This window comes from Plantibacter sp. VKM Ac-2885 (assembly GCF_015351205.1).
In the GTDB taxonomy this organism is placed as follows: Bacteria; Actinomycetota; Actinomycetes; order Actinomycetales; family Microbacteriaceae; genus Plantibacter; species Plantibacter auratus.
Genome location: NZ_JADKSK010000002.1, coordinates 635,018 through 651,488, shown reverse-complemented (window position 1 = coordinate 651,488; position 16,471 = coordinate 635,018). Strand labels below are relative to the sequence as shown.

General features: G+C 70.5%; 13 protein-coding genes. 8 read left to right on the top strand and 5 right to left on the bottom strand.

Translation table 11 applies throughout. The features are described 5' to 3' along the window. Nucleotides 1–4: 4 nt before the first annotated feature. Both ITJ66_RS15640 and ITJ66_RS15635 read right to left on the bottom strand, forming a co-directional pair. The gene (locus ITJ66_RS15640) at nt 5–1,057 is read right to left on the bottom strand and encodes a LacI family DNA-binding transcriptional regulator (RefSeq protein ID WP_194645189.1); all 1,053 of its coding nucleotides are present in this window, start codon (nt 1,055–1,057) and stop codon (nt 5–7) included. A 262-nt stretch (nt 1,058–1,319) separates the two neighbouring features. Continuing rightward, the gene (locus ITJ66_RS15635) at nt 1,320–2,105 is read right to left on the bottom strand and encodes a phosphatase PAP2 family protein (RefSeq protein WP_228501947.1); all 786 of its coding nucleotides are present in this window, start codon (nt 2,103–2,105) and stop codon (nt 1,320–1,322) included. A gap of 161 nt (nt 2,106–2,266) precedes the next feature. On the opposite strand from ITJ66_RS15635, the gene ITJ66_RS15630 reads away from it, so the two are divergent. Further along, complete coding sequence (locus ITJ66_RS15630; RefSeq protein WP_202939696.1) at nt 2,267–2,695, top strand: YchJ family protein; 429 nt, start codon at nt 2,267–2,269, stop codon at nt 2,693–2,695. Between the two features lie 228 nt (nt 2,696–2,923). On the opposite strand, the gene ITJ66_RS15625 is transcribed toward ITJ66_RS15630, so the two are convergent. Next, nucleotides 2,924–4,165: a multidrug effflux MFS transporter gene (locus ITJ66_RS15625; protein WP_205858686.1), complete on the bottom strand. Its 1,242-nt coding sequence runs from the start codon at nt 4,163–4,165 to the stop codon at nt 2,924–2,926. Between the two features lie 328 nt (nt 4,166–4,493). Between ITJ66_RS15625 and ITJ66_RS15620 the strand changes: the two genes are divergently transcribed. Beyond that, complete coding sequence (locus ITJ66_RS15620; protein ID WP_194645188.1) at nt 4,494–6,383, top strand: HSP90 family protein; 1,890 nt, start codon at nt 4,494–4,496, stop codon at nt 6,381–6,383. After that, a complete protein-coding gene (locus ITJ66_RS15615; RefSeq protein WP_194645187.1) occupies nt 6,380–9,262 on the top strand; it encodes a hypothetical protein in 2,883 nt (960 codons plus the stop codon). The genes ITJ66_RS15620 and ITJ66_RS15615 overlap by 4 nt, the downstream gene beginning before the upstream one ends. Before the next feature lie 55 nt (nt 9,263–9,317). On the opposite strand, the gene ITJ66_RS15610 is transcribed toward ITJ66_RS15615, so the two are convergent. Further along, nucleotides 9,318–10,298 (bottom strand): cyclase family protein, encoded by a 981-nt coding sequence (locus tag ITJ66_RS15610; RefSeq protein ID WP_194645186.1) that lies wholly within the window; start codon nt 10,296–10,298, stop codon nt 9,318–9,320. 225 nt (nt 10,299–10,523) lie between these two features. Here ITJ66_RS15610 and ITJ66_RS15605 point away from each other — a divergent pair, with 225 nt between their 5' ends. Genes ITJ66_RS15605 through ITJ66_RS15585 form a run of 5 tightly spaced genes read left to right on the top strand, consistent with a single transcriptional unit; the run spans nt 10,524 to nt 16,107 of the window. After that, entirely contained in the window at nt 10,524–11,876 is a 1,353-nt protein-coding gene (locus ITJ66_RS15605; RefSeq protein WP_194645185.1) for an extracellular solute-binding protein, read from the top strand. After that, nucleotides 11,873–12,784 (top strand): carbohydrate ABC transporter permease, encoded by a 912-nt coding sequence (locus tag ITJ66_RS15600; protein ID WP_124769977.1) that lies wholly within the window; start codon nt 11,873–11,875, stop codon nt 12,782–12,784. The genes ITJ66_RS15605 and ITJ66_RS15600 overlap by 4 nt, the downstream gene beginning before the upstream one ends. Further along, nucleotides 12,781–13,665, top strand: coding sequence for a carbohydrate ABC transporter permease (locus ITJ66_RS15595; RefSeq protein WP_191941720.1), 885 nt, complete (start codon nt 12,781–12,783; stop codon nt 13,663–13,665). Before ITJ66_RS15600 ends, ITJ66_RS15595 begins: the two co-directional genes overlap by 4 nt. Next, nucleotides 13,662–14,978, top strand: coding sequence for an alpha-L-fucosidase (locus ITJ66_RS15590; RefSeq protein WP_370582680.1), 1,317 nt, complete (start codon nt 13,662–13,664; stop codon nt 14,976–14,978). The genes ITJ66_RS15595 and ITJ66_RS15590 overlap by 4 nt, the downstream gene beginning before the upstream one ends. 37 nt (nt 14,979–15,015) lie before the next feature. Beyond that, entirely contained in the window at nt 15,016–16,107 is a 1,092-nt protein-coding gene (locus tag ITJ66_RS15585) for a hypothetical protein (RefSeq protein WP_194645183.1), read from the top strand. Between the two features lie 30 nt (nt 16,108–16,137). Here the strand turns inward: ITJ66_RS15585 and ITJ66_RS15580 are convergent, their stop codons facing one another. Beyond that, nucleotides 16,138–16,458: a hypothetical protein gene (locus ITJ66_RS15580; RefSeq protein WP_191941723.1), complete on the bottom strand. Its 321-nt coding sequence runs from the start codon at nt 16,456–16,458 to the stop codon at nt 16,138–16,140. Between the last annotated feature and the right edge of the window lie 13 nt (nt 16,459–16,471).

Genomic DNA, 16,471 nt, shown 5'->3' with positions numbered 1-16,471 from the left:
CACTCTACAACGTTGAAGGAGCGGCCCTGGATCCGGGCGTGTGCGCGGTCAGGGAACCGGTGGACTCCCTTGGGACGACGCGGTACCCGCTGACGATCGCGCGCGGTGCCTCCGACTGCCCGGGCGCGGCGATCCGCTCGATCAGGAGCTCGACGGCGCGCTCGGCGATCTCCTCCCGGCCGATGTCGACCGTGGACAGGGTCGGGAGGGCGTAGCGCGTCTCGTCCAGGTCGTCGAAGCCGATGATCGCGACGTCGTCGGGGATGCGGAGCCCGGCGTCCTGGAGGACGCGCATGGCGCCGAGGGCCATCGCGTCGTTGAAGGCGACGACGCCGTCGAACGGCAGGCCCGCGGCGATGACCTCGCGCATCGCGTTCGCCCCGTCACTGCGATGCCAACTGACGACGGTGCTGACGTAGGCGGGATCGGCTGGGATACCGGCGGCCTCGAGCGCCTCCCGATACCCCTGCAGGCGGAGAGCGGCCGGCCCGAGGGTGTCGTGCGGGTCGGTGCCGAGTGCGACGATGCGGCGTCTGCCCTGCGCGAGCAGGTGTTCGGTCGCCGCGCGGGCGCCGTCGACGTTGGCCATCGTGACGTGGTCGCGGTCGCCGTCGAACAGCTGCTCACCGAGGATCACCATGGGCCCGTCCGGGAGCAGCGCGCTGTCGTCGCGATCGAGGCTGAGCGGGCTGTAGAGGATGCCGTCGACGAGCTGCATGCGCGGCCCGCGGAGGATCTCGAGCTCGACGTCGCGACCGCCGGCCACCTGCTCGATGAGCACCGAGAGTCCGCGCGCACGAGCCTGACGCATGACCGCGTCGGCGAGCTCCGCGAAGTAGGCGTTGCGGAGGTCCGGGATGATGAGGCTGATCACGCCGGACCGACCTGAGCGGAGACTCCGGGCCGAGAGGTTGGGGCGGTAGCCGAGTTCGGCGATCGCGCGCTCGACCTTGGAGCGGGTCGCATCGCTCACATGCGGGTAGTCGTTGACGACGTTCGAGACGGTCTTGATCGAGACGCCCGCGCGTGCGGCGACGTCGTGCATCGTGATCGACACGCGTCTCCTCCCCCGGCCGGCTCCCGGCTGCCAGCAGACTACCGCTCCGCCGGCACGGGGTGTCGTGGCCGCCAGCGCGGTGCGCTGGCGCGAGCGCGGGTCTGTGGCGTGAGCGCGGGCCTTCGGAGGGGCGCGCCCACGGGGTGGACCCGCGCTCACGCCGATCCGGGCGGTCTGGGGTCAGCGCACCGCGCTGGCGTCAGGACGGACCACGAACGACGAGCGCCGGACGACGGCCATCAAGCGCCGGGCGTCCACTCGGTCAGCCGTCGGTGAGCGGGACCCGTTTCTTCGGTTCGGTCGACATGCGGTGCAGCAACGGCACGGCGATGATGAGCGCGACACCGGCACCGAGCAGCAGCCCACCGATCGTGTCGCTCACCCAGTGGGCGCCGAGATAGGTCCGCGACAGCATCATCAGCAGCGTGTAGGCGACACCGATCAACCACACCCAGACCCGCGGGAAGATGATCCCGAACGCGACGGCGATGGTCGCCGCGTTCGCGCTGTGCCCGGACGGGAACGAACCGAAGTCCGCGTGGACGAGGATGTCCTCGGGCCGCGATCGACCGACGATGTTCTTGATGATCTGCACCGCTCCTGCACTCAGGGCGGAGACGATCGCGAAGTACAGTGCGGCCCACGGCCGACGCAACAGCAGGAGGACGGCGATCCCGAGCAGCGGCACGACGAAGATCGCGACGACCCCACCGCCGAGCCAGTTCATGACGAGCGCAGCCTGGACGAGCCACGGCGAACGCTCCTCGAGGACCTCCTGCATCCACTCCTCGTCGAACCCGAACGGCGCGTTCGGACCACGCTGGAAGAGCAGCACGCCGAGCAGGAGGACGAGGACCACGGCGATCGCGCCGCTGATCAACGGCCACCGCCGGGAGACCTTCGCGGCGAGCTTCGGATCGGGCCGGATCGACGCCGGGTCCGGATCCATCGCGAGTGCACCGGACTCGTCGAGCGCGGGCGAGACCGCCTCGTGCACCTCGGGAGCCGGTGCAGCTGCTGGGTCGTCGTGGTCGTCGGGTGCCGTCATCGTCCCATCATGCCGTGTCGGGCATGTCTCACGCGTGGGCTTGCGCCAGGAGGATGACGCCCTGATCGCCGCGTCGATGCACCGCCGGACTCGCGCCGGCGGCCAGCACGGCCGACGGCCGACGAGCAGGACCCGCGAGCCTCACGGGCGATACTGGAGCGGTGATCCCTGACCCCCGAACCGCTCTCCTCGCCGACGACGCGCGGTGCCCCTGCCTGTCCGGTGAGACGTACGGCGCCTGCTGCGGGCGCCTGCACCGAGGTTATTCGGCGGCTGCGACCGCGGAGGCGCTCATGCGGTCGCGGTTCTCGGCCTTCGCGGTCGGTGACGCGGCGTACCTGCTGCGCACCTGGCATCCGTCGACCAGGCCGGCGTCGCTCGAGCTGGACGGCTCGCTCCGCTGGTACCGGCTCGACATCGTCGAGACCTCCCGCGGGGGCCTGCTCGACACCGAGGGGATGGTCGAGTTCGTCGCGCACCACAAGGTTCCCGGCGTGCGGGGCTCGGCGGGGAGCCAGCACGAACGGAGTCGGTTCTCGAAGGACACCGGCGCCTGGACGTACGTCGACGGCTTGGACCCCTCCGCCTGACCGGGACCCGCTCGCCCGGCCCGGCCCGAGCCGGTGTCAGCGCGGTGCGCTGGCCCGAACCGCCCCGAACCGGCGTCAGCGCGGTGCGGCCACCCGAGTGAGCCCGAACCGGCGTGACCGCGGGTCGCAGCCCTGAGCGCGCCGCTCCGGAGACCCGCGCTCACGCCACAGGCCCGCGCTCACGTCAGCGCACCGCGCTGGCGCACCGCGCTGGCGCAGCCCACCAGGTCAGCCGGCGAGGGCCGGGACCTTCTTCGGTTGCACGATGAACCAGAGCGCACACACCGACACGACCGAGGTCGCGGCCATCACGGCACCCATGGGGATCGCGGTACCGATCCCGAGCACCCCGACGATCGGCGAGATGAGTCCCGCAAGCCCGAAGTTGAGCGCCCCGAGGAGCGACGCCGCCGTCCCGGCCTCGTGGCCGTGGTTCGCGAGTGCGAGCACCTGCACCGCCGGGAAGCCGAAGCCGCACGACAGGATGAAGAAGAACAGCGGCACCAGCACACCGAACAGCCCGACGTCGGCCATCGTCAGCGCGACGATCGTGACCGCGGAGATGAGCTGCACGATGGTCGTGCACGCGAGGATCCACTGCGGCCCGTACCAGCGCATGAGGCGCGACGAGATCTGCACGCCGGCGACGATGCCGAGCGAGTTCACCGCGAACAGGAGACCGTACTCCTGTGCGTCGAAGTCGTAGACCTCCTGGAAGAGGAACGACGAGCTCGAGAGGTAGGCGAACAGGCCCGAGAAGCTCATGCCACCGATGAGGGCGACACCGACGAACACGCGGTCGCTGAACACCGAGCGGTAGCGGTCGCGGACGGTGCTGTGTCCGGCGTCGCGACGCCGCGCAGGCGGCAGGGTCTCGACGATCCAGAGCGACACCGCGATGACGACGAACAGCCCGTAGGCGGCGAGGAACACGAAGAGGCCGCGCCAGTCGAGGACGAGGAGGAGCTGCGACCCGATGACGGGGGCGGCGATCGGCGCGAGCCCGTTCACGAGTGCGAGTCGCGACAGCATCCGCACGAGCGGCTTCCCGCCGAAGAGGTCGCGGACCATCGCCATCGCGACGACACCACCGGCCGCCGCGCCAGCACCCTGCAGCACGCGGAACACCATGAGCCACCCGATGTCGGGCGCGAACGCGGCGCCGACCGAGGCCAGGATGTGGATACTCGTCGCGAGGATGAGCGGGAGACGCCGGCCGACCTTGTCGCTCCAGGGCCCCATGAAGAGCTGGCCCACCGCGAAGCCGATCGTGGTCCCGGTGAGGGTGAGCTGGATGAGGCTGACCGGGACGTCGAGGTCCTGTTCGAGGATCGGGAACGCCGGCAGGTAGAGGTCGATGGTGAACGGCCCGAGCGCGGTGAGCGCGCCGAGCACGAGGATGTAGACGAGGCGCTGCCTGCCCGAGAGCGAGTCCCCGGGGTGGACGACGGTGATTCCTGCGGTGTGCACTGGTGAACGGATTCCTAGCGAGGTGCGGGGGCGGGAGGGGTGGTCCGAATCGATGTCGAATCGATTCGAGAATCGGCGTCAAGGCTAGCAGTCGGGGACGCGTTTTCGCGACACCCCCGGACGACCGATCGGCGTCGACCTTGCTCCACAGCCCCTGGGGAGCGCGGTCGTCTCAACGACTCCCAGGCGACCGCCCAGCATCCGTTTCACGACGTTCGCTAGGCTGATCCGGCTGCAGACGAACCGGTCGCGGTCCGCCTGCCTGGAGCCCGATCCACCCTGCATGTACCCCCGATGCAGGCCCCGTAGCCGCCGACGGAAGAGAGCCATGCCAGACCACTCCCGAGCCCCGCTGCCGTTCCAGGTCGACCTCCGCGGAGTCGTCGACCTGCTCAGCCGCCACATCTACTCGGGACCGCGCGTCTACCTCCGTGAGCTCCTGCAGAACGGACGCGACGCCGTCGCAGCCCGTCGCGCCGACGACCCGACGGCGCCTCCCGGCAGACTCCTCATCACCCCGCACGTGCCACCGTCCGGCTCGGAGGCGGGCTCGCCGTTCCGATTCCGCGACGACGGTGTCGGGCTCACCCGCGACGAAGCCGCCGAGCTGCTGGCGACGGTCGGCCGCAGCTCCAAGCGCGGCGACCTCGACGAGCTCCAGCGCGGCGACTACCTCGGCCGGTTCGGCATCGGGCTGCTGAGCTGCTTCATGGTCGCCGACACCATCACCGTCCGCAGCCGCTCGGCTCGTGGCGGTCCGGCCATCGAATGGATCGGCGACGCCGACGGCACGTTCACGATCCGCGAACTCGACGACGCCACGACCGCCGCCATGCCGATCGGCTCGGAGGTCGTCCTCGACCCGCGCATCGACGGTCCGCTGCACGACGGCAGTCTGCTCGGACACGGCACGGTGCTCGGCCTCGCCACGACCTTCGGACGGTTCCTCGACCTGGACGTCGAGGTGGTCGATCCCTCCGCACCCGACCACCCGGTGCGCATCAACGTCGACCCGGTGTTCCGGACGGCTGAGGCGACCACTCGCGAGGCGCTCCTGGCGTTCGGGGAGGACCTCCTCGGGGCACGCCCGTTCGACGCCGTCGAGATCGTGGTGCCCGGCACCGGCACCCGGGGCACCGCCTTCGTCCTGCCTTCGCCGCCTCCGCCGGGCGCCCGGCAGGCGAGCCGGGTCTACCTCGGCGGCATGCTGCTGAGCGAACAGATCGACGACCTGCTGCCCGAGTGGGCGTTCTTCGTGCGCTGCATCGTCGACACGACGGGACTCCGCCCGACGGCGTCGCGCGAGCAGCTCGTGCAGGACGACGCGTTGGAGTTCACCCGCGAGGCCATCGGATCAGCCCTGCGACGGTGGATCCTCGACCTCGCCCGCCAACGGCCGCACCGACTCCAGGAGTTCATCGGCGTCCACCAGCTCGGCATCAAGGCGATCGCCGCGCACGACGACGACCTCGCGAGCGCCGTCGTCCGGTGGCTCCCGATCGAGACCTCTGCCGGCACGATGACCATCGACGAACATCTGTCGCAGACCGGCGTCATCCGGTACACCGCATCCCGCGACGAGTTCCGTCAGATCGCCGCGGTCGTCGACCCCGCCTCGCCGATCGTCAACGGCGGGTACGTGTACGACCAGGAGATCCTGGAGCGACTGCCCCAGTTGATCGACGGCGTTCGGGTCGAACGGGTGACGGTCGCCGACGAGCTCGACAACCTCGAGCCGCCGCACCTGGACGACCTCGCCGCGACGACGGCGCTCGAGGACCGCGCCAGCCGCGTGCTCGCCGAGGTCGAGTGCCGGGTCTCGGTGCGCCGGTACCGACCGGACGACCTCGCCGCGCTGTACGTCGCCGACCCGTCCGTGCTCCGACGGCTCGAGCGGCACCGGGCCGCCTCGGTCGCGCCGGGTATCTGGTCGCAGGTCGTCGGGGCCGTCGACTCCTTCCTCGCCGACGCCGGTCCGGGAGGCGCTGAGGCCGACACCGCCGCCCGGCTCTGCCTCAACTGGAACGCGGCGCTCGTCCGCCGCTTGGCGACCCTCGACGACGACCTCGTGTTCGAGCGCAGCATCCAACTGCTCTACGTCCAGGCGCTCCTCGCCGGGCACCGCCCCCTCGAAGCACGCGACCGCCGCATGCTCGACGCAGCCATGACCGACCTGATCGGCCTCAGTGTCGGTCTCGACGACAAGGAACTCCGATGACCGACACCACCGCCACCCCTGTGAACGACATCGACCCCGACGCGAGCGTCCAGGACCTCCTCGAGGAGGCCGACACCCTGCCGTGTGGTCCCGCCGAGCGCGCCCTGCTCGACGAGGCACTCCGGCGAGCTGAGGCCGCCGGCGACGAGGAGGCCGCGTACGCGACCCGCATGCGGTTGACCCAGTCGGCGCACATGACGGGCGACACCGACGCCATGTTCAGCTCCTTCGGCTGGTGCGTCGGCAAGCACGACGCAGACCCGGAGCGCTTCCCGATCACGGTCGACGGCTGCGACCTGCTGTTCCAGTACAAGTGGATGGCCGGCCGGTTGTCGACGAACCCGACCTTCTCGCTCGCGCAGATCGAGGCCATGCACGAGGACATGCGCGCGAGGTACGCGGCAGCGGGCGCCACGATGAGCGGCGTGGTGCAGTCGCAGTTCCACATCGCGACGGTGACCGGTCGCCTCGACGAGGCCGCCGCGTTCCTGGAACACCGCTCGACCATCGAGGACGACCGCTACAGCCACTGCGAAGCGTGCGTGCGCAATGAGGACGCCTGGTTCCACCAGCTCCGCGGGCACGACGACGACGCGATCCGGATCTACGACGAGATGTTCGAGAACCGCATGAGCTGTGGCGAGGAGCCGGAGACGAGCGAGGCACAGGCGCTCCTCCCCTACCTCCGCACCGGCCGGTTCGACGATGCCAAGGCGGCGCACCAGCGCAGCTACCGGGTCGCCCGTTCCAACGCCGACGGATTCAGTATCATCGCCGACCACCTCGTGTTCTGCGCCGTCACGGGCAACGAGGCGCGCGGCCTGGCGATGCTCGAGCGCCACCTGCCGACCCTCGTCAACGACCCCATCAACCTGTCCGGGCACGCCGACGGGCTCATCGCGGTCGGCGTCCTGCTGGATGCCGTCGCCCGAGCCGGTCACGGCGATCTGCCCGTCCGCGGTGCCGACGCCCCGGACCTCGCCCGGTACCTCGGCACCGAGTCGACCGACGCCGCCGACTGGACCGTCACCGCGGTCGCGGCGCGCGCCTGGGCAGCCGCCGAGCACCTGACCCGTGCCTTCGACGAACGCAACGGCAACGGCTTCCGCACTGAGCGACTCGAGGCCGCGCGGGCACTCGCGACGGAGCACTGGGACCTCCCACTGTCGGTCGAGGGGTTCGCAGCCCCGGTCGCCGAGCCGGAACCGGCGACCACGGCCGCCGAGTGGCGTGAACGGACCTCCGCACTCCTGCAGAGCGCCGACCCACGCGGTGCGATCGTCGCCGCCGAGCAGGGCCTCGCGCTCCTCGCGGACGACGCGGATCCCGACGAGAACCTCCGCGCCGGGCTCCTCGGCGCGATCGCGCAGGCAGCGGTCATCGAGGGTGACGACGACCGTGCGGGGGTGGCCTGGGCCGACCGCGACACGGCGCTCCGTGCAGCAGGACGCATCGCGGTCGCCGACGTCGAGGCCCGCTTCGGCGTGGCCCTGCTCGGCACGGCGACCGAGGACCGGCTCACCCTCCTGCTCGCCGAGCTCGACGACGCCCGTCTCGTCCCCGTCGACGCGGACCGGCTCATCCACACGCTCGTCGTCACCGCACGCCATGCGTTCGAGCTGGCGGGAGCGCAGACCGAGCAGGAGTCCGCGGAACGGTTCATGGGGATCGCCGACCGGCTCGCCGGTGAGGCCGTGCTCGCCGCCGCGATCGACGACCCGGGCGAGGCAGGCCCGCCGGCCCGTCTCCTGCACGCGCACCTCTTCGCCGTGACCGGCCGGATCGAGGAGGCGGCAGAGCTTCTCGACCCGCTCCTCGAGCCCGGGCAGCGGGCGTCGGTCCGACTCCCGGCACTGACGCTCCGCACCCGCATGCTCGGCGGGGCCGGGGCCTTCGCCGAGGGGGTCGCGCTCGCCGACGAACTCGTCGCCCTCCAGACCGTCCTCGGCAACCGACTCGGCATCATCCAGGCGTGCTCCCTCTCGGCAGCCCTCCTGAGCGACGCCGACCGTGATCGCGAGGCCGCGGCCCGCATGCAGCTCGCGATCACCCACGCGAAGCGGGCGGAGTACGCCGACCTCGACTCGCTCACGCTCCAACTCGCGCGGTACCTCCAGTTCGCGGGCGATGCCGCCACGGCGCTCGAGCACTACGACGAGGTCTACCAGGCGAAGCGCGAGCACGCCGCGCCGGGCGAGCTCGCGGACCTGCTCGCCAACATGGGCGAGGCCGCGCGCATGATCGGCGAACACGGCATGGCGTACGGCGTGTGGCGCGCTGCGCTCGACGACGCCGCATCGGTCGGGAACGACCAGGTGGTCATCCGCACCGGCTTCGGGTTGAGCACGCTCCTCGTCCAGTTCGAGGACGACGACGCGATCGAGGTCATCGACCAGGCACTCGCCGCCGCTCGTCGTCTGGGCGACCCGCAGCTCCTCGTCCAGGCACTCCAGCGTGCGGCGAGCGCACGGGCGGCCTTCGGCGACGACACCGGGCTGCCGCTCTACTCGGAGGCTCGCGACATCGCCTCGGCGCACGAGGCGGCGTGGCTCGTGGCCGACATCACCGATTCGGAGGCCCGCTCGCTCGGTGCACTCGGACGCGCCGACGACGCGACGGCGACCGCTCGGCTCGCCGCCGCGGGGTTCGTGGCCGCCGGCGACGAGAACGGCGCGGCGGTGGCCGAGGTGTTCGCGGCGAGGTCCCGGGTCGCCGTCGACGACCACGCCGGTTCCGTCGACCTGTTCCGTTCGGCTCGCGGACGCCTCCCTGCCGGCTCGCCCGACTGGACGACGGTCACGGCCGAGCTCGCGGACGCGCACGAGCGCTTGGAGCAGCACACCGATGCGGCACTGCTCCGGGCCGAGATCGAGGAGTGATCGGGACCGTCCTCAGCGCGCCCACGGCACCGCGAGGACGGTCTTCGGACCGCGCCTAGGGCAGTCGCGCGAAGGCACGGACGGGGAAGGTCGCGAAGTCCTCGACGAGTGGCGGCGCCGCGGTGAAGGCGGCGCCGCTCGCGGGGAGCTGCTCGAGGCCGGTGAGGTGCTCGACCACCTGGATCCCGGCTTCGAGGAGCAGCGAGTGGGCCGGACGCGCGCCACCGGATCCCGGCTCGGTGTCGTCGATGTTGATGGAGTCGATGCCGACCAGCACCACGCCCTGCTCGACGAGGTACCGCACCCCGTCCTCGGCGAGGTAGGGAGCGTCCTTCGTGTAGGCCTCGGTCGCGAAGTGGCGGTCCCAACCGGTGTGCAGGAGGACGGCGGTCCCGCGCAGCTCGCGCTCGAGGAAGACGTTCGCGCCGATGCCGCGTTCGGTGGAGTCCTGGAGGTGGAACACCTCGGCCGGGAGGTCGACGAGCTGCTCGAGCGTCAGGCTCGCGAGGTCGCCGCCGCCGGCGTAGCGGTGGTACGGGCTGTCGAGGTAGGTGCCGGTGTTGCCCACCATCTCGATGATGTCCATCGCGAACTCGGTGCCCTCGGCGTACTTCGGGCGCGAGTCCTCACGCGTGAGGAACGGACGGATCACCGGCTCCGGCAGCCCCGGGTAGGTACGGAGGCCGGCACGGATCGGGTGGCTGAGTTCGACGAGCGCGCCCTCCGGACGGGGGCGCACGGCGTCCGCCTGCGCTGCGGTGTCCGGGATCTCGAGCCCGGCTGCCGCTGCCGCCGCCAGGATCCCGCGGGAGCCCTTGTGCTGCTCGCGCACGATCTCGAGCTTGGTGATGCGGATCTCGCCGACCATCGCGAGACCGAGGTGCGTGACGAGCAGCCGACCGACCTCCTGCTGCTGCGCCTTCCCCTTCGCCTGCGCGATGGCGGGCGGCAGGTCGAGACGGAAGTCCTCGACGGCGAGACCGCCGCCGTTCAGGAAGCTGACGGTGGCATCGAGGACGGCGCGTTGTTCGGTCATACCCTCATTCTGACGGGTGCCGCGAACCCTGCCGAGGGATTCCCGGCCATGGGCCACCGATATCCGGCCATGACCGTGGGGTTCCGTCGATTGGACGGCTGAGCGCACTCCACAAGCAGCCCTCATGAGGCTTTTGTACACAGGGCTTGCATATCACATACCTCATGCCTATCCTCGATATGCAAGGACGGCTGACGAACCCGTCCGCGGACGAGGAGAGCCCCCATGAAGCACCAACGAACCCTGTCGATCGCCGCTGCAGCCGCCACGCTGGCCGTGCTCTCCGCGTGCACGGGCGACGCCGGGGGCGAGCGCGTCGGTCGCTGCGCGATCGCAGACGAGTTCGCCGCTGGCACGCCGGTCGACGCGACGCCGTCCGGTGAGATCACCTTCCAGACCACCGCGCTGAAGGCCTCGTTCTCCGAGTACTTCACCGAACTCATCGAGGAGTTCGAGGCCACCTACCCCGGCACGACCGTCACCTGGGAGGACGACCCTGGCGACGGCAGCTTCGCCACCCGGCTCGTCGCGGACGCGCAGGCGTGCTCGCTGGCAGACGTCGTGAACATGCCGCTCGCCACCGCCGGCGGGCTCCGCGAACAGGGCTTCCTCGCCGACCTCGACGCCGCGTCACCGGGCATCGGCGACGACTTCATCCCGAGCCTGTGGGACAGCCTGGTCCTCCCGGGCGACGACCACCACTACGTGCTCCCCTGGTACTGGGGCCTCATCGGCCTCCAGACGTACAACACCGAGCTCATGCAGCGCGCCGGACTCGACCCGGAGCAGCCGCCGACCACCTTCGAGGAACTCTTCGACGCGGCCGATCAGGTCGCCGAACGGTCGAACGGCGAGTTCAGTGCCTTCTCCGCGAGTCTCGGTCTGCGACTCCCGCTCGAGTGGCAGCTGCAGGAGGCCGAGGTCATCGCCGACGACGGTTCGGCGTTCGTCTTCGCCGACGATCCGGCCGTGCAGGAGTGGACCGAGCGCATGACGCGACTCGCGCTGGCCGGCGGCATCCCGAAGGACTCGATCGCGTCCGACGACGAGCCCACCGCCCTGTTCACCCAGGGCGCGACCGTCTGGGGCTCACCGAACGCCTCCTCGCTCCGGTACGTGCAGGAGGGCAACCCGGGCGTCTACGAGCACGTGGGCGTCTCGTCCCTCCTCGACCGCCGCGGCACGGCGATCGCCGAAGTGCAGACCATCGGTGTCCCGAGCACGAGCACCAACCCGGCCACCGCCATCGCCTTCGCGCGATTCCTCCTCGACGCCGAGCAGCAGAACCGCTTCATCAGCGACCCACGCATCCAGAACTTCCCGAGCACCACCGAGTCGCTCGGCATCCCGAAGCTCACGGACATCACCGGTACCGCCCCCATCGACGAGGCGAACCGTCTCGCCGTCGACCTCGCCGACGAAGCGGAGATCGTCACCATCGTGCAGTGGAGCGACGCAGTGGCGAACGCGGTCAACGCCGAGCTCCAGCTGGCGCTCACCGGGAAGAAGGCGCCGCGTGAGGCACTCCAGGCCGCGCAGGACGCGGCCAACCGGGTCATCGGAGCAGACGCTCGATGACGACCGCGATCCACCTCAACGGGGCGGCGCGTTATCGACCGCCCTGGGTGCCGTTGCTGTGGTGCGCACCCGCGCTGCTCATGATCACGATCTGGAGCGTCGGGCCCTTCGTCGGGACCATCGCGCTGTCGTTCACCGACACGTCCCCGCTCGGCATGGGTGGAGCGTTCGTCGGCCTCGACAACTACCGCTCGATCCTGCAGGACCCCGCGTTCTGGTCCGCGACCGGCAACAGCGTCCTGTACGCGATCATCGCCGTCCCGTTGCTGGTCGTCCTCCCGCTACTGCTCGCGCAGCTCGTCCACACCCGGCTCCCCGGGATGGGGTTCTTCCGCTCCGCCTACGCGGCTCCGATCGTGGCGTCCGTCGTCGCGGTCGGACTGGTCTGGCAGAACCTCCTCGGTGAACAGGGGCCCGTGAACACGGTGCTCCAGCGGGTCGGTCTCATCCAGCAGGCGGTGCCGTTCCTCTCCGAGGGGTCACTCATCCTGCTCAGCGCCATCGCCCTCACGGTGTGGCGTGGGCTCGGGTGGTACCTGATCTTCTACCTGGCGGCGCTCTCGAACATCCCCCGTGAGCTGTACGAGGCGGCCGAGCTCGACGGCGCCGGCCCGACGCGACGGTTCCTCACCATCACGGTGCCGGGCACCCGCCTCACGATGCTCCTCGTCGGGCTCCTCGCCGGCATCGGGTCGCTCCGCGTGTTCAGCGAGGTCTACCTGCTCGGCGGCGCCACCGGTGGTCCGGGAGGCGAGGCACGGACACTCCCGTTCTTCATCCGCGACGCAGCGCTCGACCCGATCACCGGCAACGCGGGCTACGGTGCAGCCGCGAGCGTGGCGCTCTTCGCGCTCACCGCCGTGTTCGCCGTGCTGGCTCAGCGCTTCGGCGGGGAGCGGGACGCATGAGCGCGCACATCGAGCAGCCGCCCGCGCGGCCGCTCCTGCGGCGTCGGCGTCGGCGCTGGCGCTGGTCGAGGACGACACCGGTGCGGTACGCGCTCCTGCTCGTCGTGCTCCTCATCTCCGTCGGCCCGTTGCTGTGGCAGTTCCTGTCGTCGCTCAAGGGCTCCGGTGAGGCACTCTTCGGGCGCGATGCCACCCTGTTCCCCCAGTCGCCGACGCTCGACGCCTACGTCACGATCTTCCGGCAGATCCCCATGGACGCCTACCTGACGAACAGCGCGATCGTCTGCGCACTCACCATCGCCTCCCAGGTGGTATTGCCGACCGCCGCCGGGTACATGCTCTCCCGACGCGGCTGGCGCGGGCGGCGGGTCACCTTCACCGTGCTGATCGTGTCGATGGTCGTGCCCTTCGAGTCGATCATGGTGTCGCTCTTCCTCATGACCCAGGAGCTCGGCCTGCTCGACACCCTCGTCGGCGCATGGCTCCCCGGTGCCGTCTCCGCGATGAACGTCCTCATCATGCGGGCCGCGTTCACGGCGGTGCCCGACGAGATCGAGGACGCCGCGTTCCTCGACGGAGCCTCGGAGTGGCAGCGGTTCACCGCCCTGTTCCTGCCGTCGTCCATCGGCGCGATGCTCGTCGTCGTCGTCAACTCGTTCATCACCGCGTGGGACGACTTCCTCTGGCCGCTCCTCGTCCTGCGGAGCGAGTCGTCGTTCACCGTCTCGCTCGGACTCGCACGACTCTCGGCGTCGTCGTTCGGGTTCGACCCCAGGGTCGTGATGGCCGGATCCATCATCGCCGTCGTCCCGGTCCTCGTGGTGTTCATCGTGCTGCAACGATGGTTCCACCGAGGCGTCGCAGCAGGAGGAGTCAAGTGAGTCAGCAGCCGCACCACCACGAGCACCGTCCCGTCCCGACCGAGGGCCAGTTGCGTTGGCAACAGCACGGGTTCGGCGTGTTCTTCCACTTCGGGGTCAACACCTTCGCCGGCAAGGAATGGAGCGACGGCACGCTGCCCGCCTCGAGCTTCGATCCGAGCGACCTCGATGTGCGGCAGTGGGTGCGCGTGGCGGCCTCGATCGGCGCCGGATACGTCATCCTCACCGCGAAGCATCACGACGGGTTCTGTCTCTGGCCGACCTCGACGACCGACTACAGCGTCGCATCCTCACCGTGGCAGGACGGCCACGGCGACGTCGTGGCCGAGCTCGCTGCAGCCTGTCGCGAGGCGGGCCTCGGACTGGGGCTGTACCTCTCGCCGTGGGATCGCCACGCTCCCGAGTACGCCGACGAGGCGCGCTACGCCGAGGTGTACGCCCGGCAGCTCACCGAACTGTGCACGAACTACGGCGAGCTCGTCGAGCTGTGGTTCGACGGCGCCGGGTCCGAGGGGTACACCTACGACTGGCCCGGCATCACCGCCATCATCGAACGACTCCAGCCGCAGGCGATGGTGTTCAACATGGGCGCCCCGACGATCCGCTGGGTGGGTAACGAGAACGGTCTCGCCGAAGACCCGGTGCGGTACGTCGTCGACCACACCGACTTCAGCAACTACACCGTCGTCACCAGCCGGTTCGAGGAGGCCCTGTACCTGCCGCCGGAGTGCGACGTCTCGATCCGCCGCGGCTGGTTCTGGCACCCGGACGACGAGCCGAAGTCGATGGAGCATCTGCTCGCGATCTTCTACCGGTCCGTCGGACTCGGCGCGAACCTGCTCCTCAACCTCCCACCCGACACCCGTGGGCTCCTCCCCGACGCCGATGTGGAACGCGTGACCGCCTGGGCCGCGGAGCGCGACCGACGCTTCGCACAGCCGATCCCGGGAACGCTGACCACCGACGGGTCGACGGCCACCGTCACGTTCGCGGAGCCGGTCACCTTCGATCATCTCCGGCTGCACGAAAACCTCACCGCCGGACAGCTCATCGACCGCCACGAGGTCCGCACACCGGACGGCCGCACGCTCGTCGAAGCCGGTTCCGTCGGCGTCTCGAGGGTGCACGTGTTCGAACCGGTCACGACCGACCGGCTGACGATCGCGCTCGTCCCCGACGTCACCGACGACGCGGGTCGCTCTGCGGAAGCACCGGTGCCGACGCTCCTCGCGGTCACCGCGTTCCACACTGGCTCGAGCACCGTCCCCGAGCTGCCGGTCGGATACGAGGCCCCGACGGACGCCCCCGACTGAGCGGGCCGCGCCTCGACACGGAACTAGGCTGGAGGGCGTGCAGGCGCTTCCCGAACCACTCGACACGAGTGCGCTCACCCGGCCGCTTCCCCGTCACGAGGTTCGAGAGCAGTGGCGAGCCTTCGTCGGGGAGGACCCCGGCGCCCGCGATCGCATCGGGCGAATCCGACGGCTCACCACCACCCTCGGCGCGCTCGGTGGACTGTTCGGCATCTTCTTCTTCGGCCTGGTCGGCCTACTCGCCTACGCTCAAGGCAGCAGGAACGCGGGAGGGATCGCCTTCGGCATGGGCACGCTCGTGGTGGTCATGATCCTCCTCGCCGTGATCCTCGTCCGCATGACGATCAGGGTCTGGTCGCGGAGGACCATGCGACGCACACACCTCCGCCTCGCCACCTTCGCCGAGGCCAACGGGTTCGACTACCGCGTCGGTCCCATCGCCCTCCAGCGCGACATGCCCTGGCGGAGCCGCGGGTCGGTGAACCTCCATCGAGTCCTCCGGAGCCGGGAGCCGCGTGGCATCGAGATCGCCGACTACGAGGTCATGGGCAACCGCAAGAACCTCGCGGCCCCCTTCGGCGGCTACTGCGCGCTCCGGATGCCCGTCGCCCTCCCCCACATCCTGCTCCGCGCCCAGGACGGCCGCCGCCGAGGGATGACTGGCGCCGGCGCCCCGGCCGATACGCAGCAGCTCAGCCTCGAGGGCGGCTTCGACCGACACTTCCACCTCTACTGCCCGGTCGGCTACGAGGCCGATGCCCTCTACCTGTTCACGCCCGACGTGATGGCGCGACTGCTCGACCACGTGCGCGGCTTCGACGTGGAGATCGTCGACGACTGGCTCCTGCTCGTGACCAGCGACGACCTCGTCACGACGAAGGTCGACGATTGGCAGGACATCGCCGCCGCTGTCGACGCCGTGGACGACCGCGTCGAACGCTGGGCCCGGTGGCGGGAGACCCGAGGTGACCGGCGAAGCGCCAAAGCGGACGAGTCGGCCTCGACCGCTGCGGCCGGCCGCGTCAGCACCCGTGGTCGGCGACTCAGGGTCCGGATGAGCGTCGACGACATCCTCATGTGGAGCGCGCTCGGGCTGTTCGTCGTCGGCACGATCATCGGGCTCCGGTAGCGCGCCCGAACGCGCCCGAACCGACCCGGGTCAGTCGCCGTACTCGTCGAGGAAGGTGTCCGACTCGGCATCGAGCGCACATCCCTCGGCGGCGGCCTCGGCCGGGGTGCGGTCGCCGGCGTCGATGATGGTGCTCGCCCGCTCCGCGATGCACCGTTCCATCGCCCGCTCGGCGGCTGCTGGGTCGGCGGCGGTGAACCCGCCGGTCGCTGCGACGATCGCGAGGACCGCTCCGACACCGGCGACGAGGACGGTCCCACCGATCGCGAGCTTCCACCCGAGCCTCGTCGGCTCGGCCGTCCCCTCATCGCCCGGCTCCTGCTGCTCCGTCTGCGTGAACACGTCCGTCATCGGTCGACCCCCG

Coding starts and splice junctions, on each gene's coding strand:
- ITJ66_RS15635 (WP_228501947.1), bottom strand. CDS start 2,105: ATGACGGCACCCGACGACCACGACGACCCAGCAGCTGCACCGGCTCCC.
- ITJ66_RS15620 (WP_194645188.1), top strand. CDS start 4,494: ATGCCAGACCACTCCCGAGCCCCGCTGCCGTTCCAGGTCGACCTCCGC.
- ITJ66_RS15615 (WP_194645187.1), top strand. CDS start 6,380: ATGACCGACACCACCGCCACCCCTGTGAACGACATCGACCCCGACGCG.
- ITJ66_RS15610 (WP_194645186.1), bottom strand. CDS start 10,298: ATGACCGAACAACGCGCCGTCCTCGATGCCACCGTCAGCTTCCTGAAC.
- ITJ66_RS15605 (WP_194645185.1), top strand. CDS start 10,524: ATGAAGCACCAACGAACCCTGTCGATCGCCGCTGCAGCCGCCACGCTG.
- ITJ66_RS15600 (WP_124769977.1), top strand. CDS start 11,873: ATGACGACCGCGATCCACCTCAACGGGGCGGCGCGTTATCGACCGCCC.
- ITJ66_RS15595 (WP_191941720.1), top strand. CDS start 12,781: ATGAGCGCGCACATCGAGCAGCCGCCCGCGCGGCCGCTCCTGCGGCGT.
- ITJ66_RS15580 (WP_191941723.1), bottom strand. CDS start 16,458: ATGACGGACGTGTTCACGCAGACGGAGCAGCAGGAGCCGGGCGATGAG.